The organism is Thioclava sp. F36-6, from assembly GCF_002020305.1.
GTDB lineage: Bacteria > Pseudomonadota > Alphaproteobacteria > Rhodobacterales > Rhodobacteraceae > Thioclava > Thioclava sediminum.
Genome location: NZ_MPZX01000003.1, coordinates 300,781 through 322,500, shown reverse-complemented (window position 1 = coordinate 322,500; position 21,720 = coordinate 300,781). Strand labels below are relative to the sequence as shown.

Below are 21,720 nucleotides of genomic sequence, written 5' to 3'. Positions count from 1 at the left end.
CGCCGAGGGGGCGTAAAGAGCCGTGACGACGGAGATCATCGGCTTGAGGGAAGTCAGGCACCCATAGCGATGCGACGTTCCAACTCGGACGGGTCGGGATCGCGCAGCACATAGCCGCGGCCCCAGACGGTTTCGATGTAATTTTCGCCCTCGGTGGCATCGGCCAGCTTCTTGCGCAGTTTGCAGATGAAGACGTCGATGATCTTCAATTCGGGCTCATCCATGCCGCCATAGAGGTGGTTGAGGAACATCTCCTTCGTCAGGGTCGTGCCCTTCCGGAGGCTGAGCAGTTCGAGCATCTGGTATTCCTTGCCAGTCAGATGCACCGGCTTGCCGTCGACCTCGACCGTCTTCGCATCGAGATTGACCGAGATCTTGCCGGTGCGGATGATCGATTGGGCATGACCTTTGGACCGGCGGATGATCGCGTGAATGCGCGCCACCAATTCCTAGCGATGAAACGGCTTGGTCATGTAGTCATCGGCGCCGAAGCCGAATCCCTTGATCTTGTTCTCGGTGTCGTCCGCGCCGGTGAGAATCAGGATCGGCGTGTCGATCCTGGCCAGACGCAATTGCCGTAGCACCTCGTGCCCGTTCATGTCGGGAAGATTGAGGTCGAGCAGGATCAGATCGTAATCGTAGAGCTTCGCGAGATCGATTCCTTCCTCCCCCAGATCGGTGCAGTAGACGTTGAGATTCGCGTGCGTCAGCATCAATTCGATACTGCGCGACGTCGTCGGGTCGTCTTCCACCAATAAAATCCGCATCCTGGGTTCTCCGCATTAATCCCTCGATCGGGGTCGAGACTTACACCAAATGGTTAACACCGGGTTACCTTGTCACGATTCCGTTACACCGCAATCTAAAGTTGTTTCAACTTCTGGATCGCAGTGACTTTAAGTCCCTGAATCCCGTGCCTTTCGACACCCTCGATCCAGAGATCCAATTCCTCGTCAGAGAGCGCGTAACGCTCCAGAACTTCGTCGCGGGCGATCAACCCATGCGCGACCGCCTGCACGATCACCGCTTTCCGGCTCGCCACCCATCGTCGGGTTTTCGGAGAGGGCAGATCCGCGCGCGTCAGGATCGTGCCGTCGGCGAGGGTCACCGCGCGCGGACCATCGACTTTCTTGAGATACATGGGCTCACCCCTTCAAGCTCTTCACGCCGGCCACACTGGCGCGCGGGGCCTTAACACTGCGTGAAACGCGGGGTTGAGAGTGGGTCGCATTTTCCTATATTGCTGCACGTCTCGTTAAAGGACGCTTCATCATGCCCAAGGATCTGCCGCTCAATTCGCTCGGTTTCGCCAAACCGCCCGCGGACACCCGCGTCGTCGTCGCCATGTCGGGCGGCGTCGATAGCTCGGTCGTGGCCGCCAAACTGGCCGAGGAAGGCTATGACGTGGTGGGCGTGACGCTGCAGCTTTACGACCATGGCGCGGCGCTGGCCAAGAAAGGCGCGTGCTGCGCCGGGCAGGACATCCACGATGCGCGCCGCGTGGCCGAGGAGATGGGCTTCCCGCATTACGTGCTCGATTACGAGAACACCTTCCGCGAGGCGGTGATCGACGAATTCGCCGACGCCTATCTGGGCGGCGCAACGCCGGTGCCCTGCATCCGCTGCAACGAGCGCGTGAAGTTCAAGGACCTGCTGGAGACGGCGAAGGACCTCGACGCCGATTGCATGGCGACGGGCCATTACATCCAGCGCAAGGACGGTGCGGCCGGGCCCGAGCTGCATTGCGCAGCCGATGCGAACCGCGATCAGAGCTATTTCCTGTTCTCGACCACGCCCGAGCAGCTCGATTACCTGCGTTTCCCGCTGGGGCACCTGCCCTCGAAGGATGCGACGCGCGAGCTGGCAGCGAAATACGGGCTGGCGGTGGCCGACAAGCCCGACAGTCAGGATATCTGCTTCGTGCCGAACGGGAATTACGCGAGCGTCATCGAGAAGCTGCGCCCCGGCGCGGCCGATCCCGGCGATATCGTGGATATGGAGGGCAATGTGCTCGGCCAGCATCGCGGCGTGATCCATTACACGATCGGCCAGCGGCGGGGGCTTGGCATCGGCGGTCTCGAAGACCCGCTTTACGTCGTGAAGCTCGATCCGGACACGCGCCACGTGGTCGTCGGCCCGAAAGAGGCGCTCTCCACCCGCACCATCCCGGTGCGCGAGATCAACTGGCTCGGCGACGAGCCCTTCACCTCGCGCAAGGAATGGCATCTGAAGGTCAAGGTCCGCTCGACCCGCCCGCCGCGCGAAGCGATCATCCGACCGATCTCGGAAACCGAGGCGGAAGTCGAGTTGGTCGTGCCGGAGGAAGGCGTCAGCCCCGGTCAGGCCTGCGTGTTCTACGCGCCCGAAGACAGCCGCATCTTCGGCGGTGGCTGGATCTACAAGAAGTAAGCGCCGAACAGGCCCGCAAACAGCACTGCGCGCGGCGAGCCCGTCTAGCTTGCCGCGCCTAACTATCTGTCGGATCACTCAGACCGGCACGTCTCCGAGGCTCACCCCGTGCTTGCCGACCCGAGTCGTCACTTTTTTCCGACCGCCTTGGCGAGCGCTTCGCCCTCTTCGGTGGCCGAGCGCACCGCGCGCTCCGCAATCCCCGTCATCGAGGTCGCGAGCTTCGTCATCTCGGCGGTGTAATCGCTCGCCGTGCGCTGCCAGAATTCGCCCCAGAGGCTCATCGCGCGCATCGGATCGGGCGTTTCCGCCAACTGCGTGACCATCTCCTGATCGCGCTCGAAGCGGGTCTTCAGAAACTCAAGCAGCTCGATATTCTGCGCGATCATCGATTCCATCATCTTGAGCTGCGGTGCCATCACCGAGCTTACCGACCCCATATCAGGCACTGGCATGCAGCCAGCCATGTTCATCCCGGGTGCGGATTTCTTCTGTGCCATGTCAGCCTCCCTTGTGACTGGATGGCGCGAGACTAGCATGGGTCCGGCGCACAGCGTTTGATTTGGAACAATCGCAGCGCGAAAAGCTTGGCTCAAGGCAAATGCCGAAAATTTGGGCCGAGATCGCGCGCCCGCGTATGCATTTCGAGCGTTAGCGTAAGTGAAGGACCGATGGCCGAGCCGCTTCTGATCCCGCGCCCCGAGGGGCTCTACTGCCCTAGCGGCAATTTCTACATCGACCCGAGTCGCCCCGTGGCGCGCGCGCTGATCACGCACGGCCACGCCGATCACGCGCGCGCAGGCCACGGGCATGTGCTGGCCACGCGCCAGACGCTGGAGATCATGGCGATCCGCTATGGCAAGGATTTCGCGGGCCTGCGGCAAGCCAATGAGGGGCCGCTCTCCGTAGGCGGCGTGGATGTCAGCTTTCACCCGGCGGGACATGTGCTGGGCTCGGCGCAGATCGCGATCACGCATCGCGGGCAGCGGATCGTGGCGTCGGGCGATTACGCGCGCGTCTCGAACCCCTCCTGCGCGCCCTTCGAGCCGGTGCCCTGCGATACGTTCATTACCGAGGCGACCTTCGCGCTCCCGGTGTTCAAACATCCCGACCCGGCTGACGAGATGGCCAAGCTGATGGCTTCGATGCGCGCAGCCCCCGAGCGCCCGCATCTGGTGGGTGCCTATGCACTGGGCAAGGCGCAGCGGGTCATCATGCTCGTACGCGCGGCGGGCTATGACGCGCCGATCTACATCCACGGAGCGCTGCAAAAACTCTGCGACTATCACATCGAGCAGGGCATCCCCTTGGGCGATCTGCGCCCCGCCACGATGGACAAGGCCGAGGCGCGGGCGCTGCGCGAGGCGCTGGTGATCGCGCCGCCCTCCGCCTTTTCCTCGCCTTGGGTGCAGCGCTTTGCCGATCCGGTGATCTCTTTTGCCTCGGGCTGGATGCAGATCCGCGCCCGTGCCCGCCAGCGCGGCGTCGAACTACCGCTGGTGATCTCGGACCATATCGACTGGGTGGACCTGACGCGCACCGTGCGCGAGGTCGATCCGTCCGAGCTATGGATCACCCATGGCCGCGAAGAGGCACTGATGCGCTGGGCCGAACTGGAGGGGCGCGTGGCTCGTCCGCTGCACCTCGTGGGCTATGAGGAGGAGCCGGAATGAGAGCCTTCGCGGTCCTTCTCGAACGGCTCGCCTTCACGCCGGGGCGCAATGCCAAGCTCGACGTGCTGGGTGATTACCTGCGCCATGCGCCCGACCCCGAGCGCGGCTATGCGCTGGCGGCGCTGACCGGAGAGCTGGAACTGGGCCGCGCGCAGCCTGCGGTCCTGCGCGCCATGGTGGGCGAGCGCGTCGATCCCGAGCTCTTCGCGCTGTCCTATGACTACGTGGGCGATCTGGCCGAGACGATCGCGCTGATCTGGCCGCAGGAGAACACCGCCCAGGACGTCGATCTGGTCGAGATCGTCGAGACCTTGCAGGACACGCCCAAAACCCGCGTCGGGCCTCTGATCGCGGGTTGGCTGGATCGGCTGGAACCCTCGGAACGCTATGCGCTCTTGAAACTCGCGACCGGGGGGCTGCGCGTGGGCGTCTCGGCGCGGCTCGCGCGGGTGGCGCTGGCCTCGGTCGGCACGCCAGAGCTGGAGGAGATCGAGGAAATCTGGCACGGGCTCTCGCCGCCCTATCAGCCGCTTTTCGACTGGATCGAAGGCGGCGAGAAACCCGAGCGCGCGGGCTTTGCGCCGTTCCGGCCCGTGATGCTCTCGACGCCGACCGATCTCGACGCGCTGACCGATCTGCCGCCGGCCGATTTCGTCGCCGAGTGGAAATGGGACGGCATCCGGGTGCAGGCCGTGGCGGAGGGCGGCGAGCGGCGGCTCTATTCGCGCACCGGCGAGGATATCTCCGGCGCCTTTCCCGATGTGGTCGCGCATATGGCGTTCGAGGGCGCGCTCGATGGCGAGTTGATCGTGCGTCGCGGCGATCAGGTCGCGCCCTTCGGCGATCTGCAAAAGCGGCTGGGGCGGAAGTCTCCGGGCAAGGCGATGCTGGCTTCGCATCCGGCGGCGCTGCGCCTCTACGACATCCTGACCGAAGGCGAGGAGGACCTGCGCCCCCTGCCCTTCGAAACCCGCCGCACGCGGCTGGAGGCCTTCGTTGCCGATCTCAATCCCGAACGGTTCGACGTCTCGGAGTTGCTACCCTTCGAGACGTGGGATGACCTTGCGAGCCTACGCGAAGCGCCGCCCGAAGTGGTCATCGAGGGCGTAATGCTCAAACGCCGCGACACGCCCTATATGGCGGGCCGCCCCAAGGGGCCGTGGTTCAAGTGGAAACGCGATCCGCGCATCATCGATGCGGTGATCCTCTACGCTCAACGAGGGCATGGCAAACGCTCGGGCTTCTATTCCGATTTCACCTTCGGCGTCTGGGACGGTGACCGGCTCGTGCCCGTGGGCAAGGCCTATTCCGGCTTCACCGACGAGGAGCTGCGCAACCTCGACCGTTTCGTGCGCAATCACACCGTGGAACGCTTCGGCCCGGTGCGGTCCCTGTCGCCCGATCTGGTGGTGGAGGTCGCATTCGAGGGGCTCAACCGCTCCACCCGGCACAAATCCGGCGTCGCGATGCGTTTCCCGCGCATCTCGCGCATCCGCTGGGACAAGCCCGCCGCCGAGGCCGACCGGATCGAGACGCTGCGCGCGATGCTGCCCGATGTGACCCAGCCCTAGCGGATCAGCACATACTCCCCCGGCGCGTCGCAAAGCGGGCGATACTTGCGCCCCTTGCCCATGGGCGGCGGCTCGATCTCCTGCCCGTCGCCGGTCTTGCGCAGCCATTTCGCCCACGGCTCCCACCACGACCCTTCGCGCGGCGCACATTCCGCAGCCCAGTCCGACGCGGAGGGGTGCAGCATTCCGGGGCGGTGCTCCATCAAGCGATAGCTCGCGCGCGGTGCACCCGGCGGGCGCACGATCCCGGTATTGTGCCCGCCCGAGACCAACGCGAAGGTGACGGCGCCCGGCAGCGACCATGTCAGCTTGAAGACCGAATGCCACGGCGCGATGTGATCGGTCTGGGTCGCGACGGCGAAAACCGGCGTCTCGATATCCTGCAGGAAGACCGGCGCGCCGCGCGTGTCCATCCGCCCCTCGGCCAGATCGTTGTCGAGGAACAGCCGGCGCAGATATTGCGAATGCATCTTGTAGGGCATCCGCGTCGCGTCGTGGCTCCACGAGGCCATCGCGCCATCCGTCTCGCGCTCGCCCATCAGGTAGGTGTGGACCGCCTGCGACCAGATCAGGTCCTTCGATTTGAGCATGGTGAAAGTGCCCGCCATCGCGGTCTTGTCGAGATAGCCCTCCTCCCACATCATGTCTTCGATCAGGCTGAGCTGGTCTTCGTTGGTGAACAGGCTCAATTCCCCGGCCTCGGTGAAATCGACCTGCGCCGCCAGCATCGTCAGCGAGGCCAGCCGTTCGTCTCCGTCGCGTGCCATCGCCGCCGCCGCGACCGACAGAAGCGTGCCGCCAAGGCAATAGCCCAGCCCGTGAACCTTCTCCGCCCCGGTGATCTCGCAGACCGCATCGAGCGCCGTCATCACGCCCTCTTCGCGGTAATCGTCGAAGCCCAGATCGCGGTCGCCCTCGTCGGGGTTCTTCCACGAGATCGCGAAGACGGTGAAACCTTGCCCCACGAGCCAGCGGATCAACGAATTCGTCTCCTCCAGATCGAGGATGTAATATTTCATGATCCATGCCGGGACGATCAGCAGGGGCACCGAATGGACCTTCGGCGTGCTGGGCTCGTATTGCAGCAGCTCGATCAGATCGTTGCGCAGCACCACCTTGCCCGGCGTCAGCGCCACGTCGGTTCCCGGGATCAACGTGGGCTCCGGCTTGGTGTCGCCGGTCATCACCTTGAACGCATCCTCGCCCCAATAGCGCGCCCCGCGCATGAGGTTCACGCCGCCCTCTTTCAGCGTCTGGGCAAGGACCAGCGGATTGGTCGCGATGAAATTCGTGGGCGACGCCATGTCGAGCCATTGCCGCGCATAGAACTGCATCATCTGTTCATGGCGCGCCTCGACCCCGCGCACATCCGTCGTGGCGTTGTGCCACCATTGCTGGGCATGGAGGAAACTCTGCGCATAGAGGGAATACGGGAACTTCTGCCAGTCGGGCGCAGAGAAGCGGCGGTCCTGCGGCAGCGGGTCGAGCGGCTGCGCGCCCTCGTCGTCGCTCCGGTGCGGCGCCATCTCGCGCATCAGGTGCATCCATTTGCGGCCCGCTTTCCAGCCCAACTCGGCCTGCTTGCCGGGGCTGAGCGCAAGATGGGTCGCCCAATCGGAAAACGCGAGCCCGAGCGAAATCGGAGACAGCCCGCCTTCGGCCCGGCCCATCAGCGCGTGAGACAACCGATCGAGACGTTCGAACGAGGCCAGCGCCGCGCTGTGCTCCTCGGCCTGAGGCGTGTCGGCCTGTGCAGATTTGCCCGCAGCTTTCCCTGCGCCCTTGCGCGTCGGCGTCTTGTCCCCGGCCAGATCCTTCATCCCGCAGCCTCCTAGCGTTGCGATTCCGCGCAGAACTTACCGCATAAACGATGACAGCGGTTTGACCTGACGCAAGAGAACGCGCCCTCGCGACTCTTCACGCAAATAAGAGCCAATCTCACATAGGCGGGAGGCGCATGAAATATCGGAACTGAGGCATTGCTGCATCGGTTCACCCTGCACATCTCGAGACGCAGAGGCAAAGGCGAGATGGCAAACCGGGACACGCCACCCCCGGGGACCGCTGTCCGCTGCCGATGCCCCGCGACATACGGATACGACATACGGAAAGGCCGGGTTTCTCTCTCCACCCTTCCCTCTGCCCGGGTTTCCGGCACGACCTGCTTCCGGGTTCTCCTGTCTCTCTTGCCCGGAAGCAGGCCCTATCACTCCCAACTCCCCGCCCCTCTCGGGCGGGGCTTTTCTTTGCCCGCCTCACCTGCGCGATAGAGCACGCAAGCCTGCGCGCGGCCGCGGGGTGACACCGTGCGCTTGCGTGCTAGCTATGCCCGGTCATGTTGAGCAGGCTTCGAGACAATATCATTCCGCTGACGGTGGCGCTGTCGCTCCTGATGGAGCTGATCGACGCGACCGTGCTGGCGACCGCGATCCCGGTGATCGCGCGGGACCTTTCGGTGCCGGTGCTGTCGCTCAAGATGGCGATGGCGACCTATCTGATCGCGCTCGCCGCTTTCGTGCCGATCTCGGGCTGGATCGCGGACCGGATCGGGGCGCGGCGGACCTTCCTCGCGGCGATGGGCGTGTTTCTCGTGGCCTCGCTACTCTGTGCGATCCAGACGAGCCTGACCGGGCTGGTGCTGGCCCGCGCGTTGCAGGGCATCGGAGCCGCGATGATGAGCCCCGTGGGCCGCCTGATCGTGCTGCGCCACACCTCCAAGGAGGAGATGACCCGCGCGATGGTCTATGTCACCCTGCCCGCGCTGATCGGCCCGGCGCTGGGCCCCTTCGTGGGCGCGACGGTGACGACCTTTCTCGGCTGGCGCTCGATCTTCCTGATGAACTTGCCGCTCGGCGCGCTGGCGATCTGGCTGACGCTGCGCCACATGCCCGCCGACGGCCCGCCCGAGCCGAAGCCGTTCGATTTTCCGGGCTTCCTGCTGTCTGCCGTGGGGCTGGCGGCGGTGATGACTGGCTTCTCCGCGCTGGGCGAGCATATCCTGCCATGGCAGGCCGCCGCGGGCCTTAGCGTTGCGGGTCTGGCGCTGCTCGTCCTCTACTGGCTGCGCGCGCGCAACACAGAGGAGCCGCTTCTCGATCTGCGGCTGTTCCGGCACCGCACCTTCGATGTCTCGATCACCGGCGGGTTGATATTCCGACTGTCGAACGGGGCGATCTCGCTTCTGCTGCCGCTGTTCTTCCAACTGGGCCTCGGTGCCTCGGTGATGGTCTCGGGCGCGCTGACGGGTCTGAACGCGGTGGGCGCGGTCAGCCTGCGGACCTTCGTGCCGCGCATCCTCGACCGGTTCGGCTTCAAATGGGTGATGATCTGGGCGGCGGTGATCCGCGGCGCGACGATCTTCGGCTTCCTCACCGTGACGAGCATCCATGACTGGCAACTGATCCCGCTTCTGCTGATCGGCGGCGCCGCGCAATCGGTCGTCTTCACCGCGATCAACTCCATCGGGTTCGCCGATCTCGATACGCGCGAGATGAGCCCCGCCACCGCCTTCACCGCGATGAGCCGTCAGGTCTCGCTCGCGCTCGGCATCGCGCTGGCGGGCGTGGTGCTGGAACTGACCGCAGGCTCGGCGGCGACCACGACAGGGGCCGAGATGATCCCGATCCACGCCTTCCTCTGGGGCTTTGCGATTGCGGGCGCGACGGGGCCGCTCTCGGCGCTCTATTTCCTGCGCCTGCGCCGGGGCGATGCCGACGGGCTGCGCCGCAAGCGCCGGACGGTGGAGCCCTATGGTTCGGCCAAGGAGCGCTTCCGCGCCCCGCAATCCAAGCAACGCGAACCAGCCGAATGAGCAGTGCTGCACCGGACCCGAAAAATCGGGGATGCGCAGGGCGTTAACCCGGTGTAGCGTGGCGCCATGATCAAGCTCGACCCCCGCGATATCGAAATTCTGCGCGTGCTGGCGCGCGAGGGCCGCATCACCAAGGCGGCGCTGGCCGAGAAGATCAACCTCTCGCCCACGCCCGCCTGGGACCGGCTGAAAAAGCTGGAGAAAGCGGGCCTGATCGCGGGCTATCGCGCGACCTTCAACCTCAAGAAGCTCGGGCCGCATGTGACGCTGTTCGTGGCCGCAGAACTGGCCGATCACACCGCCGCCAGTTTCCAAACCTTCGAGCGTTCACTGGATCAGCACCCCGAGGTCGTGGGCTGCTGGGCTTTGGGGGGCGGCTTCGATTACCTGATGCAGATCGTGACCCGCGATATCGACGCCTATCAGCGGCTGATCGACTCGATGCTGGACGCCCGGATCGGCATCGCGCGCTACTTCACCTATATCGTCACGAAAGAGGTGAAGAACGCCGCCATGCCCCCCTTCGATCTCTTCGCAGACCAAATGGACTGACGGACGGCGCTATTTCAGCCCAAATCCGGGGCCCGCGCAGTCCATTCGGACTATTACCCTGTGAAATCGGGCGCAGAGTGATCTCAACCAAGGAGGTCTCTCATGCTCGATACCGCCATTTCCGCCCGCCCCGATATCGCCGACAAGCGGCTGCTGCGCAGCTTTGCCTATGTGAATGGCCGCTGGATCGCGGGCGAGACGGGCGAGGTCATCCCAGTCACCAACCCCGCCAATGCCGAACGTCTGGGCGATATCACCGCGCTCAACCGCAGCCAGTCGCGCGCGGCGGTCGATGCCGCCCAAGCCGCCTTCCTCGACTGGTCGATGACGCTGCCGCAGGAGCGCTCCGCCATTCTGCGCCGCTGGTTCGACCTGATCATCGAGGCGAAGGACGATCTCGCCCGGATCATGGTGCTCGAACAGGGCAAACCGCTCAGCGAAGCAATGGGCGAGATCGACTACGCGGCGAGCTTCATCGAATATTACGCCGAAGAGGCCAAGCGCCCGAATATCGAGGGCGTCACCTCGCATCTGCACGACGCAGAGGTGGAGCTGTGGCTCGAACCCGTGGGCGTGGTGGGCCTCGTGACGCCGTGGAACTTCCCCGCCGCGATGCTGACGCGCAAGGCCGCCGCCGCCATCGCGGCTGGCTGCACCGTGGTCGCGCACCCCTCGCACGAGACGCCCTATTCGGCGCTGGCGCTGGCGGAACTGGCCGAACGCGCGGGTCTGCCCGCAGGCGTGTTCAACGTGCTGACCGGCCACGCCCCGGAAATCATCGAGCCGTGGTGCGACGACACCCGCGTCCGCGCGCTCTCCTTCACCGGCTCCACCGAAGTGGGCCGCCTGCTCTATCGCCAATCGGCGGAAACCGTGAAGCGGCTCATCCTCGAGCTGGGCGGCCATGCCCCGGTGATCGTCTTCAAGGGCGCCGATCTGGATCAGGCCGTGGAAGAGGTCATCAAGGCGAAATTCGCGACCTCCGGTCAGGACTGCCTCGGCGCGAACCGGATCTATGTCGAGCGCCCCGTCTACGAAGAGTTCTGCCGCCGCTTCACCGAGGCCACGCAGGCACTCACCGTGGGCATCGGCATGGAGGATCCAGATATCGGCCCGCTGATGAACGAAAAGGCGGTGGCCAAGCAAGAAGAGCATGTCGCCGACGCGCTGGCGAAAGGCGCGAAACTCGCCTGCGGCGGCAAGCGGCTCGATCGCGGCCCGCTGTTCTTCGCGCCGACCGTGCTGACCGACGTGCCTGATAACGCAAAGATCATGCACGAAGAGACCTTCGGCCCGGTCGCTCCGATCACCGTCTTCGACACGGAAGAAGAAGTCTTCGCCAAAGCCAACGCGACCGAATACGCGCTGGTGGCTTACGTCCACAGCCAGAACCCGAAACGCATTTACCGCGCCACCCGCGCGCTGCAATTCGGCATGGTCGCGGTCAACCGCACCAAGGTCACCGGCGCGCCGATCCCGTTCGGCGGCATGAAGCAATCCGGCCTCGGCCGCGAAGGCTCGCGTCGCGGAATGGAAGAGTTCATGGAAATCAAATACGTCTGTCGCGACTGGGGTTAACTCCCTCGCCCGCCCGGACGCCCAAGACAAGAAGAAGGAGAGAAAATTGCTGACCAATGACCAACTCGACAAGTGGGATCGCGAAAGCTTCTTCCACCCCTCGACGCATCTCGCCCAGCACGCGCGCGGCGAGTCCCCCAACCGCATCGTCACCGGCGGCAAAGGCGTGTTCATCGAGGATCGCGACGGCAACAAGCTGCTCGACGCCTTCGCGGGCCTCTACTGCGTGAACGTGGGCTACGGGCGCACCGAAATCTCCGAGGCCATCGCCGAGCAGGCGAAAGAACTGGCCTATTACCACGCCTATGTCGGCCACGGCACCGAGGCTTCGATCACGCTGGCACATATGGTCCTCGACCGTGCGCCCGATCACATGTCGAAGGTCTATTTCGGTCTGTCGGGCTCGGATGCGAACGAGACCAACATCAAGCTGGTCTGGTATTACAACAACATCCTGAACCGCCCCGAGAAGAAGAAGATCATCTCGCGCTGGCGCGGCTATCACGGCTCGGGGCTGATGACCGGTTCGCTGACGGGTCTGGAACTGTTCCACAAGAAGTTCGACTTGCCGCTGAGCCAGGTGGTCCACACCGAGGCGCCCTATTACTACCGCCGCCCCGATGAGGCGATGTCGGAAGAGGCCTTCACCGCCTATTGCGCCTCCGAGCTCGAGCAGCTGATCGAACGCGAAGGCCCCGACACCATCGCCGCCTTCATCGGCGAGCCGGTTCTGGGCACCGGCGGCATCGTGCCCCCGCCCGCGGGCTATTGGGAAGCGATCCAGAAGGTGCTGAACAAATACGACATCCTGCTGATCGCCGATGAGGTCGTGACCGGCTTCGGGCGTCTGGGGAGCATGTTCGGCTCGGATCACTACGGCATGAAGCCCGACCTGATCACCATCGCGAAAGGCCTGACCTCGGCCTATGCGCCGCTCTCGGGCACCATCGTGAGCGACAAGATGTGGAAAGTGCTCGAGCAAGGCACCGACGAGAACGGCCCGATCGGCCACGGCTGGACCTACTCGGCGCACCCGATCGGGGCTGCGGCCGGTGTCGCGAACCTCGAGCTGATCGACAAGCTGGGCCTCGTCGAGAATGCGGGCTCGGTCGGCAAATACCTCAACGACCAGATGCGCGCCGCTATCGGCGAGCACGCGAATGTCGGCGATATCCGCGGCGAAGGAATGCTCTGCGCGGTGGAATTCATGGCCGATCGCGACAACCGCAGCTTCTTCGACGCCTCCGACAAGATCGGCGCGAAGATCGCGGGTGCGATGGTCGAGCGTGGCGTGATCGGGCGCGCGATGCCGCAGGGCGACATCCTCGGCCTTGCCCCGCCGCTGTGCCTCACCGAGGCGGAGGCCGACAAGATCGTCGAAGTCACCGCCGATGCCGTGAAATCGGTTCTGGGCTAAGGCCCCTCGGCAGGGGTCGTCTTACGAGGCGATCCCTGCCAGCCATTCGGCAATCGCCGCGCGGCTGTCTGCATCGGGTGAATGGTGACGCACCATGAAATCGTCGAACCAGTCGCGCCGCGCCTCGGGCGTCTGATTATCCGCGGACCAGTCGATCTTTGCGACCATCCGCTCTGCATCGCGATGACAGCGCCCGCAGGATTGCGCGAAAAGCTGCGCCGGATCGGTCTCGGCCAAGGCGGCCCCGGCCCAGATTGTCAGAAAAACAGCCAAAAAGACGCGCATCACGCCCTCCCGAGAAACTCCAGAACCGAACGCGCCGCGCGCAGGCCGGGCGGCTCGCCCCCCTCGCCCAAACGGCGCATCACCTCTTCCATCGCGGCCATCTGCTCATCCCGGGCCGCGTCTTCTTCCAGCAATTCCAGCATCTTCGCCGAGATGTCACGCGGTTTGCAGTCGGGGCCGAGGAATTCCGGGATCACCCGCGTCTCGGAGACCAGATTGACCAGCGTCACCGTGTCGATCTTGAGCATCCGCGAGATCACGTGCCAGGTCAGGAAATTCGCGTCATAGGCGATCACCATCGGCACCCGGTTCGCCGCCAGTTCCAGACTGACCGTGCCCGAGGCCGCCAGCGCGATATCGGCGGCGGCAAAGGCCGCGCGCTTGTCATCGGCATTCTCGACCACGATCGGCGCGACCGGCCAGCGCGCGGTCATCTCGCGCACCATCGGCGCGACGCCCCGCACCGTCGGCAGCACGACACGCAGCCCCGGCTCGCGGTCGCGCAGCTGCATCAGCGCCTCGTCGAAGCGCGCCCCAAGCCGCTTGACCTCGCCGCGCCGCGAGCCCGGCAGACACAGCGCGAGCGGTTGGTCTTCGCCGATCATATGGGTCTCGCGGAAGGCAGCGGCATCGGCCCCGGTCGCGCGCGGTTCGGCCACGACGGGATGGCCCACAAAATCGCAGCTCATCCCGGCGGCTTCCATATAGGGCGGCTCGAAGGGCAGCAGCGCGAGGACATGATCGACCACCTGCGCCATCTTCGTCGCGCGCCCCGGACGCCATGCCCAGACTGAGGGCGCGACATAGTGGATCACCTTGAGATCAGGGCGCTTTTCCTTCACCAGCCGCGCCACGCGGAGGCAGAAATCGGGGCTGTCGATGGTGACCAGAGCCTCGGCGCCGCTTTCGATCACATGTTCCGCGGTCTCGGCGATGCGCCGTTTCAGATGGCGGTATTTCGGCAGGACCTCCATCAGGCCCATGACCGAAAGTTCTTCCATCGGGAAAAGACTGGTGAGCCCCTGCGCGCCCATCTCCTCGCCGCCGATGCCGGACCACTCGACGCCCGGCGCAAGCCCGTTGATCCCCGCCATCAGGGCGCCGCCGAGCTTGTCGCCCGATGCTTCGCCCGCGATGACGTAGAGCCTCATGGCTCTCGCGCCCAGAGAAAGAGGCCCGCGGCCTCGGCGGCCTCGATAACCGCGTCGCGATCAAGAAGCATCACGCCGCCCGCCTCGAAGGCGATTCCCGAGAGGCCGGCCGCGGCGGCGTTCTTGACCGTGTCGACACCAATCGCAGGCAGATCGGCACGACGGTCCTGATCGGGTTTCGGCGCCTTGTAGAAGACCCCTTTCACCGCTTTAAGATCGCCGCGCAAGCCTTTGTGGTGCTGCACGAATTCCAGCATCGCATCGGTACCCGGCAGGGTCTCGACCGCAAGGCAAAGCCCGCGCCCGACGACCGCGCCCTGACCGATATCCGACGCCCCAAGCGCGGCCACGATTTCGGCCCCACGCTCGGCGTCTTCTTCGTCCACGACGGACGGCTTGCCGCACAGTACGCCCGCCTCGGGCAGCAGCGCGGGCGCGATCTCATGCGCGCCCACGACCTCTAGATCGAACTCCTCGAAGACTTCGATCACCGCGCGCAGCGTCGCATCGTCACCTGCCTGCATCGCCATCGCGAGCCGCGGCACCAGCTGCGCCGAGCGGGGATCGAACTGCTCGGGATCGATTGCCGGACGCTGCATCGCGCCTGCGAACACCACCCGCTCGATCCCGCGATCGGCCAGTTCGTCGAGAAACGGCACCAGACGCTCGATCCGAAAGCGCAGATGCTCGCCGTCCAGATCGCAAGGCGCCCCGATCATTTCGCAAACCAGAATATCCGGTGCGGCCTCGGTCAGGATCGCAGGCAGACGGCCAGCCCCGGCGATCAGCGCGGTATGCGTGCCCCCGCTCATTTGCCGGGCGTCAGGAAGCTGCGGTCGGACGGGCCGAGGATGAAATCGAGCACTTCGCGCGCCAATTCGCCCTCGACGCCCTCTTCCGAGAGGGTTCGCGCGCTTTCGCGGAAGCTGCCCTGACCGAGCGCCTCGACGGTTTTACGCAGCGACGTGATTTCCTCGCGCGGCGTGCCACGACGCTTCAGCCCCACGAGGTTGAGCCCTTCGAGCCCCGCGCGCGGTCCCGCGACCAGCGCGTGTGGGATCACATCCGCCGTCACCATCGACAGCGCGCCGATGATCGCGCCGCGTCCGATGCGGACGAATTGGTGCACGCCCGACAGACCGCCGACGATGACGTCATCCTCAAGCTGACAATGCCCCGCGAGCGCTACGGAATTCACAAGGATCACACGGTCGCCGATCTTGCAGTCATGCCCGACATGGCAGGACGACATGAACAGCCCGTCATCACCCACCTGAGTGAGCCCACCGCCGCCGTCCGTCCCGGTGTTCATCGTGACGTATTCGCGGATGCGGTTGCGCTTGCCGATCTTGAGCCGCGTCTTCTCGCCCTTGAATTTGAGATCCTGCGGGATCTGCCCGAGCGAGGCGAAGGGAAAGATCTGCGTCTCCTCGCCGATCTCCGTCGCGCCCTGAAGCACGACATGGCTTTGCAGCGACACCCCCCGGCCCAGCACGACCTCGGGACCGACCACGCAGAACGGGCCGATCCGGCAGTCCGGACCGATCACCGCGCCGGGTTCGATCACCGCGGACGCGTGGATCTGCGCGCTTGGGTCAATGCTCATGCATTCAGCCCTGAAGGTCCATCATGGCGGTGAACTCGGCTTCGGCAGCCAATTCACCATTCACCGTACCCCGGCCTTCGAATTTCCAAATCTTGCCGCCGCCGCGCTTCACGGTGACATGCAGTTCGAGCACGTCGCCCGGCACCACCTTGCGGCGGAACTTGCACTTGTCGATGCCCATGAAATAGGTCAGCAGCGGCTTGTCGATCACGTCGAGCGAAATCCCCACCACCACGGCAGAGGTCTGCGCCATCGCCTCGACGATGGTGACGCCGGGCATGATCGGCTCTTCCGGGAAATGGCCCTGGAAATGCGGCTCGTTCGCGGTGACGTTCTTGATGCCGACAGCGCCCTTGTTCGGGACGATGTCACGCACCTTGTCGATCAGCAGGAACGGATAACGATGCGGAATGATGCGCTTGATGAGCGACAGATCGGCTTCGGTATAGGGGGCGGGTTCGGTCATGAGCTGTCCTCGTTCTTGGGCGCACTGCGCCTGCGGCGGTATCAATTTGCCGCATCACGCGATCATCGCTTTTGGATTGTTGCTAGCAATCGCGGCCCCGCTTGGCAAGCAGCGCGCGTCTGCTATTGCGCTGGTGCGGTGTCGGTCGGCGCAACCTGATTGTTATCTTCGACCGGCAGACCAAGCGGCAGCCCCGGCGCATCTCGTGTCGCGCCGTCGAGCGTGGAATTGCCGCCCGATTTGCCTGCGGAGTTGGGGCTGCTGTCGACAAATACACCCGCCTCGCCGCTTTGATCCGGGTCTGCGCCGCTTGACGATTGGCCCGAAGCGGGCTGGTTCGAACCAGGCTGGTCCGGCGTCGCGGGCGCACCTCGAGCCGCATCCGCCGAGTTCCCGTTCGACGTCGGCGGAACCAAGGGCGTCACGCGCCCGGCCCCGTCCCCGATCTCCTTGTCGACGCGCGCGCCCAGTTCAGCCGTTACATCGGCCTGCGCGAGCCCGCGAATGATCGCGCGGGAATCGAGCACCACGACTGCGCCGCGCGCCTTCAGAACTTCGTCGAGCAGCGGCACCACGGTCTGCACGAAGGTCTGGTGCTCCTGATTCAACTGGCGCTGGATCGCATCGGCCTTGGCCTTCTGGGCCTTGCGGATATCGGTCGCCCGCGTGTCGAAAGCATCGGCGGCTTGCTGGAACTGATCCGAGGGCATCGTCAGCCGCTCCTCGGTGAGCTTGCGCTCTTCCGCCTCGAGTTGACTGGCGATCCGGTCGTTTTCCTTGCGCAGCGCGCTCGAAGCGGACTCGATCTCGGATTGCACCCGCTTGCCCCACAGCGAGTTGTCGTAGAGCCGCTCCCAATCGAGGGTGAGGACCGCGCTCTGCTGGACGCGCGGCCCGGCTGCGGGCGCCTGCGTGTGGGGTGTCTGCACCGCCGATTGCGCGACAGCCGCGCCGGGCCCGAAGGCCAGCGCGGCTGCAATGAAGGAAACGGTGACGCTGCTCAGACGCATCGCGCGCCCTTAGAACTGCGTGGAAAGCGACAGATCGAAGTTCTGCGTCTTGTCGTAGCTTTCTTTTTTGATCGCGCGCGAGAAGTTCAGACGCAGCGGACCGATCGCGGATTTCCAGAAGATCGAGACGCCGACCGCCGAGCGGACATGCATCGAGTCGTCGACTTCGTTGCCGCCGGTCCCGGTCGTGTCGTCCAGACCCCAGACCGAGCCCACGTCCCAAAACACGCCGCCGGTGATGCCGTACTCTTCGGGGAGACCGATCGGGAATTCCGCTTCGACCTTGCCGACCCAATAGTAGTTACCGCCGAGCGCGTCGGTATTGCCCGCATTGAGGTCACGCGGACCGATACCGTAGCTTTCGAAGCCGCGGATCTGGCTGCCCGAGAAGCGTTGCAGGATCGTCGAACCATCCGTGGCATCGACCGCGCCGCCTTCGAGCGAGGCGCGCAACGTCGCTTCCTCGTTGAAGATCTTGCGCTCGCCGACGATCTTCGCAGTGGTCTGGCCGCCTTTCACGTCGCCGCCGACGCCCCAGAACTGCTGATCGACGTTGAACCGCCAGGTGAAGCGCGGGTCGATCTGTTCGCGCGCGGTATCATAGCTGTAGCGCAGGCCCGGGCCGCTGTAACGCTGCGTGCCCTTGTCGGCTTCTTCGTTCAGCAGGATGTCCGAGGAGTCGCTCGGCACGTTGTTCAGCGTGTCTTCGCCGATCTTGTAGCTCACCTGCAGACGGCCGCGCTCGGAGACCGGGAATTCCAGTGCCGGCTCGACGCTGATGCGGCGCGTGTCGTAAGCGGTGTTCGACGCCGAGCTCGAGGTCGCATAGGCGGCCGAGAACTTCAGCGCCACGTCACGTCCGAGGAACGCCGGCTCGATGAACCGGAAGCTGGAGCTGTTATTGTCCTTGGTCGTGCCGATCGACACGCCGAGATACTGCCCGCGACCGAGGAAGTTTTTCTCTTCCAGCGAAGCGTTGAAACCGATCCCGTCCGAATTCGAATAGGAGGCGCCGAAGCCAAGCGAGCCGGTGGGCTGCTCTTCGACATTCACGTCGACGACGACCTGATCGGAGCTCGAGCCCGGCTTCGTGTTCACGTCGACCGACTTGAAGTAGCCGGTGCCGCGGATGCGGTCGGCAGCGTTCGAGATCTCGCGCGGGTTGTAGGGGTCGCCTTCAACCGTCCGGAACTCGCGCCGGACCACCCGGTCGAGCGTCGCGGTGTTGCCCTCGATGTCGATGCGCTGCACGAAGACGCGCGGGCCACGGACCAGCACGAAATCGACATTGACCGACTGCGTGCGCGGGTCTTGGGTGATGCGCGGCTCGACGCGGGCGAATTGAATGCCCTTCTTGATCGCAAGCTGCTCCATCCGGGTCACGGCCAGTTCGATCGCTTTCGGCGAGAAGGTCTGTCCTTGGCGGATCTTGGTGAGCGGCGCGAAATCGTCAGGTGCGACCCCGTCGATCTCGGAAGTCGTGTTGATCGAGTTGAAGTGGTATTTCTGCCCTTCGATGATGTTGAAGGTCATGAAGAACGCATCGCGCTGGCGCGACATCTGCGAGGACACGCCCGTGACCTGCACGTTCTTGTAGCCGCGCGCTTGGTAGAAATCGATCAGCTTCTGACGATCCACCGGGATCCGGTTCGCGTTGAAGGTGTCGTTCTTCACGAAGGTGCGGAAGATCCCCGCCTGCTTCGTCTCGAGCACCTGACGCAGGCGACGGTCCGAATAGGAGCGGTTGCCGGTGAAGGTCACACGCTCGATCGAGGTGACCTTGCCTTCCTTGATCTCGAAGGCGACGTCGACGCGGTTATTGTCGCGGCGAATGACCTTCGGCACCACCCGGGCGGCCATGCGGCCATCCTCGGAATAGGCGCGCGCCAGACGCTGGGCATCGGCTTCGATCTGGGCCGGGTTATAGACGCGGTTCGGCTTCGCCTGAATGATCGTGGCGAGCTGCTCGTCCTTGATGATCTTGTTGCCTTCGAAATTGATCACGCTGATCGTCGGATATTCGGTCACGGCGATCTTGAGCGTGTTGCCCTGCGGCGTGATTGCAACGTTCTCGAACAGGCCGGAATTCGTCAGACGCTGGTAAGCGGCGTTCAGATCGGCGGCGGTCACGGGCTGATTGCGGGCGATTCTGGCGAAGGACAGAATCGTCGCCGCGTCGACGCGCTCGTTACCGGTGATCACCACCTGGGAGAAACTGTATTGCTGCGCTTGAGCGATCACGGGAACCGCAAGGCAACTCATTGCAACTGCTGGAAATACTACGCTGGCCCGCAGTGCCTTTCGCGTCGCACAGAGTCTCAGCATAGTTTGCACGCTCATAGACATCGCCCTCTCCCGCCGGAAGTTCACTTTTTCCCTTTGATAAGGGTCGTACCGAAGGGCGTAAGCGATGTCAAAGCTGGGATGGGGGCTCAGACCCGAGATTTTGTGGAGCGCGATCATCTTGCCACGAAAGAAAGGGCCGCGAAGGCGGCCCCGGGATCGACGATGAACGGGTTTTGCGGGCGTTTCGTGCCCTTTTCGGTCCGGCTCAGATGCGCTGGAAGCTGGAAGCGTCGCCGCCGAGAATGTCGATCAATTGAATGCCGATCAGCGCCGCGCCGAACAGCGCGACCAGAACCGCTGCGATGAACAGCAGCCGGTCCCCGACGATTTCCACCAACGGGCGAAGTTCGCGATAGTGATGCGCGATGATCTCGGACATGAGCGGTCTCCTTCGCGCGATTTGCGCTAAGAGTTCCCTACCCTGTCTTCATGACCGCATTGCGAGGCAATTGTGGCGAAATCTGGGCCGCCACCGCCGTCACGGGCCCCGGCCATTCCCCGCTCAGCAGGTCAGGTCGTTCCAGAGCCCGAAGACCATCAGCGTCAGTACCAGCGCCAGCCCGATCGACATGAAGACATTCATCAGCTGATCGGAGGGCGGCTTGCCCGTGATTGCCTCATAGAGGTGGAACATCAGATGCCCGCCATCGAGCACCGGGATCGGGAAGAGGTTCAGGAAGCCCACCGCCGTCGACAGAACCGCGATGAACCAGATGAAATCGAGCACACCCGATTTCGCAGCCGCCGCCGAGGTCTCGGCAATGCGCAGCGCGCCGGTCAGGTTACAGCTGGAAATCCGCTGCGCGATCATCGCCTGAATGCCCGAGACCGATTGCGTGATGATGCCCCAGGTCTGTCTTGCACCGCCCAGCAGCGCATCGACCGGACCGACCGATTGCGTCACCGGCTCGAACATGAACGAACCCGTCGCCCCGATCAGGAAGCGCGTCTCGAACTGCCCGTCGCCCACCGGCAGATCGGTGCGGCGCGGCGCCAGCGTCACGGAGAAGGTCTCGCCGCCATCGCCCTCGGGCCGCCAGATATCGAGCGAGACCGCCTTGCCCTCGCCCGCCTTCACCGCGTCCTGCAGATCGACGAAGCGATAGACCGGCTTGCCGTCGATCGCGGTGATCACATCGCCCGCGCGCAGCCCGGCATCATAGGCGGCAGAGCCCGGCTGAACGCCTGCAAACCGCGCCGGGAAAAGTTGCGGCCCCGTCGCGTCGGTTTTGCTGCCGTCGCGGGTCACGGTGTAATCGAGCGTCGGCCCTGCGGGCAGCTGATCGACCACATCGGAGAGCGCCTGATAATCCGGCGTAGGCTTGCCCGCCACCGCATCGATTACGTCGCCCTGCTGCAGATCGCCCGAGCCGCCGGGCAGCGCCACGACAGTCTGGATCGCGGGCGTGTCGGTCGCCTGCCCCGTCCAGAGGCTCAGCCCCGCGATCACGCAGATCGACAGGATGAAGTTGAAGACCGGCCCGGCCGCCACGGTGGCCGCGCGTGCCCAAAGCGGCGCGCCATGCATCGTGTGGCGGCGTTCCTCGGGGCTCAGATGGGCCATTTCCTCGGAATCGACCCCGGCAGAGGCCGCATTCGCATCGCCCAGAAACTTGACGTAGCCGCCAAGCGGCACGGCGGCGATCTGCCAGCGCGTGCCATGCTTGTCGACGCGGCTGATCAGCTTCGGCCCGAAGCCGAGCGAGAAGACCTCCGCCTTGATCCCGGAAATCCGCCCGATGATGTAATGGCCGTATTCATGCACCGCGACGATGATCGAGAGCGCGACGACGAAGGCCACCACGGTATAGAGCAGATTGCCGAATTGGGGCAGCAGGTCCAAAA

19 protein-coding genes and 1 pseudogene are annotated in these 21,720 nt (G+C 64.6%); 7 read left to right on the top strand and 13 right to left on the bottom strand.

Annotated features, from left to right (window positions below):
- Positions 1-53 precede the first annotated feature (53 nt).
- Positions 54-767, bottom strand: a pseudogene (locus BMI88_RS15775) (response regulator transcription factor).
- A 95-nt stretch (positions 768-862) separates the two neighbouring features.
- Complete coding sequence (locus tag BMI88_RS15770) at positions 863-1,141, bottom strand: DUF1153 domain-containing protein (protein WP_078520740.1); 279 nt, start codon at positions 1,139-1,141, stop codon at positions 863-865.
- Between the two features lie 131 nt (positions 1,142-1,272).
- Here BMI88_RS15770 and mnmA point away from each other — a divergent pair, with 131 nt between their 5' ends.
- Positions 1,273-2,409, top strand: a complete 1,137-nt coding sequence (gene mnmA / locus BMI88_RS15765; RefSeq protein WP_078550271.1) for a tRNA 2-thiouridine(34) synthase MnmA — start codon at positions 1,273-1,275, stop codon at positions 2,407-2,409.
- 128 nt (positions 2,410-2,537) lie between these two features.
- Here mnmA and BMI88_RS15760 read toward each other — a convergent pair whose 3' ends face one another.
- Entirely contained in the window at positions 2,538-2,909 is a 372-nt protein-coding gene (locus BMI88_RS15760; RefSeq protein WP_165756948.1) for a phasin family protein, read from the bottom strand.
- A gap of 171 nt (positions 2,910-3,080) precedes the next feature.
- On the opposite strand from BMI88_RS15760, the gene BMI88_RS15755 reads away from it, so the two are divergent.
- Both BMI88_RS15755 and BMI88_RS15750 read left to right on the top strand, forming a co-directional pair.
- Positions 3,081-4,082, top strand: a complete 1,002-nt coding sequence (locus BMI88_RS15755; protein WP_078550269.1) for a ligase-associated DNA damage response exonuclease — start codon at positions 3,081-3,083, stop codon at positions 4,080-4,082.
- The gene (locus BMI88_RS15750) at positions 4,079-5,653 is read left to right on the top strand and encodes a cisplatin damage response ATP-dependent DNA ligase (RefSeq protein WP_078550267.1); all 1,575 of its coding nucleotides are present in this window, start codon (positions 4,079-4,081) and stop codon (positions 5,651-5,653) included. The genes BMI88_RS15755 and BMI88_RS15750 overlap by 4 nt, the downstream gene beginning before the upstream one ends.
- On the opposite strand, the gene BMI88_RS15745 is transcribed toward BMI88_RS15750, so the two are convergent.
- Complete coding sequence (locus tag BMI88_RS15745) at positions 5,650-7,473, bottom strand: alpha/beta fold hydrolase (protein WP_078550265.1); 1,824 nt, start codon at positions 7,471-7,473, stop codon at positions 5,650-5,652. The two genes, BMI88_RS15750 and BMI88_RS15745, sit on opposite strands and share 4 nt — an antisense overlap.
- Positions 7,474-7,988: 515 nt before the next feature.
- Here BMI88_RS15745 and BMI88_RS15740 point away from each other — a divergent pair.
- From BMI88_RS15740 to BMI88_RS15725, 4 genes are all read left to right on the top strand, one after another.
- The gene (locus BMI88_RS15740; protein ID WP_078550263.1) at positions 7,989-9,464 is read left to right on the top strand and encodes an MFS transporter; all 1,476 of its coding nucleotides are present in this window, start codon (positions 7,989-7,991) and stop codon (positions 9,462-9,464) included.
- Positions 9,465-9,533: 69 nt separating this feature from the next.
- The gene (locus BMI88_RS15735) at positions 9,534-10,016 is read left to right on the top strand and encodes an Lrp/AsnC family transcriptional regulator (RefSeq protein ID WP_075775114.1); all 483 of its coding nucleotides are present in this window, start codon (positions 9,534-9,536) and stop codon (positions 10,014-10,016) included.
- A gap of 102 nt (positions 10,017-10,118) precedes the next feature.
- Positions 10,119-11,594, top strand: coding sequence for an NAD-dependent succinate-semialdehyde dehydrogenase (locus BMI88_RS15730; protein WP_078550261.1), 1,476 nt, complete (start codon positions 10,119-10,121; stop codon positions 11,592-11,594).
- 46 nt (positions 11,595-11,640) lie between these two features.
- A complete protein-coding gene (locus tag BMI88_RS15725) occupies positions 11,641-13,011 on the top strand; it encodes an aspartate aminotransferase family protein (protein WP_078550259.1) in 1,371 nt (456 codons plus the stop codon).
- Between the two features lie 21 nt (positions 13,012-13,032).
- Here BMI88_RS15725 and BMI88_RS15720 read toward each other — a convergent pair whose 3' ends face one another.
- The 9 genes from BMI88_RS15720 to rseP form a co-directional block, all read right to left on the bottom strand.
- A complete protein-coding gene (locus BMI88_RS15720; RefSeq protein ID WP_078550257.1) occupies positions 13,033-13,296 on the bottom strand; it encodes a hypothetical protein in 264 nt (87 codons plus the stop codon).
- Positions 13,296-14,447 (bottom strand): lipid-A-disaccharide synthase, encoded by a 1,152-nt coding sequence (gene lpxB / locus BMI88_RS15715; RefSeq protein ID WP_078550255.1) that lies wholly within the window; start codon positions 14,445-14,447, stop codon positions 13,296-13,298. The genes BMI88_RS15720 and lpxB overlap by 1 nt, the downstream gene beginning before the upstream one ends.
- The gene (lpxI, locus tag BMI88_RS15710; protein ID WP_078550253.1) at positions 14,444-15,259 is read right to left on the bottom strand and encodes a UDP-2,3-diacylglucosamine diphosphatase LpxI; all 816 of its coding nucleotides are present in this window, start codon (positions 15,257-15,259) and stop codon (positions 14,444-14,446) included. The genes lpxB and lpxI overlap by 4 nt, the downstream gene beginning before the upstream one ends.
- Positions 15,256-16,053 (bottom strand): acyl-ACP--UDP-N-acetylglucosamine O-acyltransferase, encoded by a 798-nt coding sequence (gene lpxA / locus BMI88_RS15705; protein WP_078550251.1) that lies wholly within the window; start codon positions 16,051-16,053, stop codon positions 15,256-15,258. The genes lpxI and lpxA overlap by 4 nt, the downstream gene beginning before the upstream one ends.
- A 4-nt stretch (positions 16,054-16,057) precedes the next feature.
- Positions 16,058-16,519 carry a 3-hydroxyacyl-ACP dehydratase FabZ gene (fabZ, locus tag BMI88_RS15700; protein WP_078520753.1) on the bottom strand — a complete coding sequence of 154 codons (462 nt, stop codon included), beginning with the start codon at positions 16,517-16,519 and terminating at the stop codon, positions 16,058-16,060.
- A 122-nt stretch (positions 16,520-16,641) separates the two neighbouring features.
- On the bottom strand, positions 16,642-17,529 hold the full coding sequence (locus tag BMI88_RS15695) for an OmpH family outer membrane protein (protein ID WP_078550249.1): 888 nt from the start codon (positions 17,527-17,529) through the stop codon (positions 16,642-16,644).
- A 9-nt stretch (positions 17,530-17,538) separates the two neighbouring features.
- Positions 17,539-19,791, bottom strand: coding sequence for an outer membrane protein assembly factor BamA (bamA, locus tag BMI88_RS15690; protein ID WP_146673605.1), 2,253 nt, complete (start codon positions 19,789-19,791; stop codon positions 17,539-17,541).
- Between the two features lie 289 nt (positions 19,792-20,080).
- Positions 20,081-20,254, bottom strand: coding sequence for a hypothetical protein (locus BMI88_RS19795; protein WP_166741394.1), 174 nt, complete (start codon positions 20,252-20,254; stop codon positions 20,081-20,083).
- Positions 20,255-20,377: 123 nt separating this feature from the next.
- On the bottom strand, positions 20,378-21,718 hold the full coding sequence (rseP, locus tag BMI88_RS15685) for an RIP metalloprotease RseP (RefSeq protein WP_246831907.1): 1,341 nt from the start codon (positions 21,716-21,718) through the stop codon (positions 20,378-20,380).
- Positions 21,719-21,720: the final 2 nt, after the last annotated feature.

Bases quoted from the DNA above. Each gene is read 5' to 3' on its own strand.
- BMI88_RS15770 (WP_078520740.1), bottom strand. From the start codon at position 1,141: ATGTATCTCAAGAAAGTCGATGGTCCGCGCGCGGTGACCCTCGCCGAC.
- mnmA (WP_078550271.1), top strand. From the start codon at position 1,273: ATGCCCAAGGATCTGCCGCTCAATTCGCTCGGTTTCGCCAAACCGCCC.
- BMI88_RS15760 (WP_165756948.1), bottom strand. From the start codon at position 2,909: ATGGCACAGAAGAAATCCGCACCCGGGATGAACATGGCTGGCTGCATG.
- BMI88_RS15755 (WP_078550269.1), top strand. From the start codon at position 3,081: ATGGCCGAGCCGCTTCTGATCCCGCGCCCCGAGGGGCTCTACTGCCCT.
- BMI88_RS15750 (WP_078550267.1), top strand. From the start codon at position 4,079: ATGAGAGCCTTCGCGGTCCTTCTCGAACGGCTCGCCTTCACGCCGGGG.
- BMI88_RS15745 (WP_078550265.1), bottom strand. From the start codon at position 7,473: ATGAAGGATCTGGCCGGGGACAAGACGCCGACGCGCAAGGGCGCAGGG.
- BMI88_RS15740 (WP_078550263.1), top strand. From the start codon at position 7,989: ATGTTGAGCAGGCTTCGAGACAATATCATTCCGCTGACGGTGGCGCTG.
- BMI88_RS15730 (WP_078550261.1), top strand. From the start codon at position 10,119: ATGCTCGATACCGCCATTTCCGCCCGCCCCGATATCGCCGACAAGCGG.
- BMI88_RS15720 (WP_078550257.1), bottom strand. From the start codon at position 13,296: ATGCGCGTCTTTTTGGCTGTTTTTCTGACAATCTGGGCCGGGGCCGCC.
- lpxB (WP_078550255.1), bottom strand. From the start codon at position 14,447: ATGAGGCTCTACGTCATCGCGGGCGAAGCATCGGGCGACAAGCTCGGC.
- lpxI (WP_078550253.1), bottom strand. From the start codon at position 15,259: ATGAGCGGGGGCACGCATACCGCGCTGATCGCCGGGGCTGGCCGTCTG.
- lpxA (WP_078550251.1), bottom strand. From the start codon at position 16,053: ATGAGCATTGACCCAAGCGCGCAGATCCACGCGTCCGCGGTGATCGAA.
- fabZ (WP_078520753.1), bottom strand. From the start codon at position 16,519: ATGACCGAACCCGCCCCCTATACCGAAGCCGATCTGTCGCTCATCAAG.
- BMI88_RS15695 (WP_078550249.1), bottom strand. From the start codon at position 17,529: ATGCGTCTGAGCAGCGTCACCGTTTCCTTCATTGCAGCCGCGCTGGCC.
- bamA (WP_146673605.1), bottom strand. From the start codon at position 19,791: ATGAGTTGCCTTGCGGTTCCCGTGATCGCTCAAGCGCAGCAATACAGT.
- BMI88_RS19795 (WP_166741394.1), bottom strand. From the start codon at position 20,254: ATGTCCGAGATCATCGCGCATCACTATCGCGAACTTCGCCCGTTGGTG.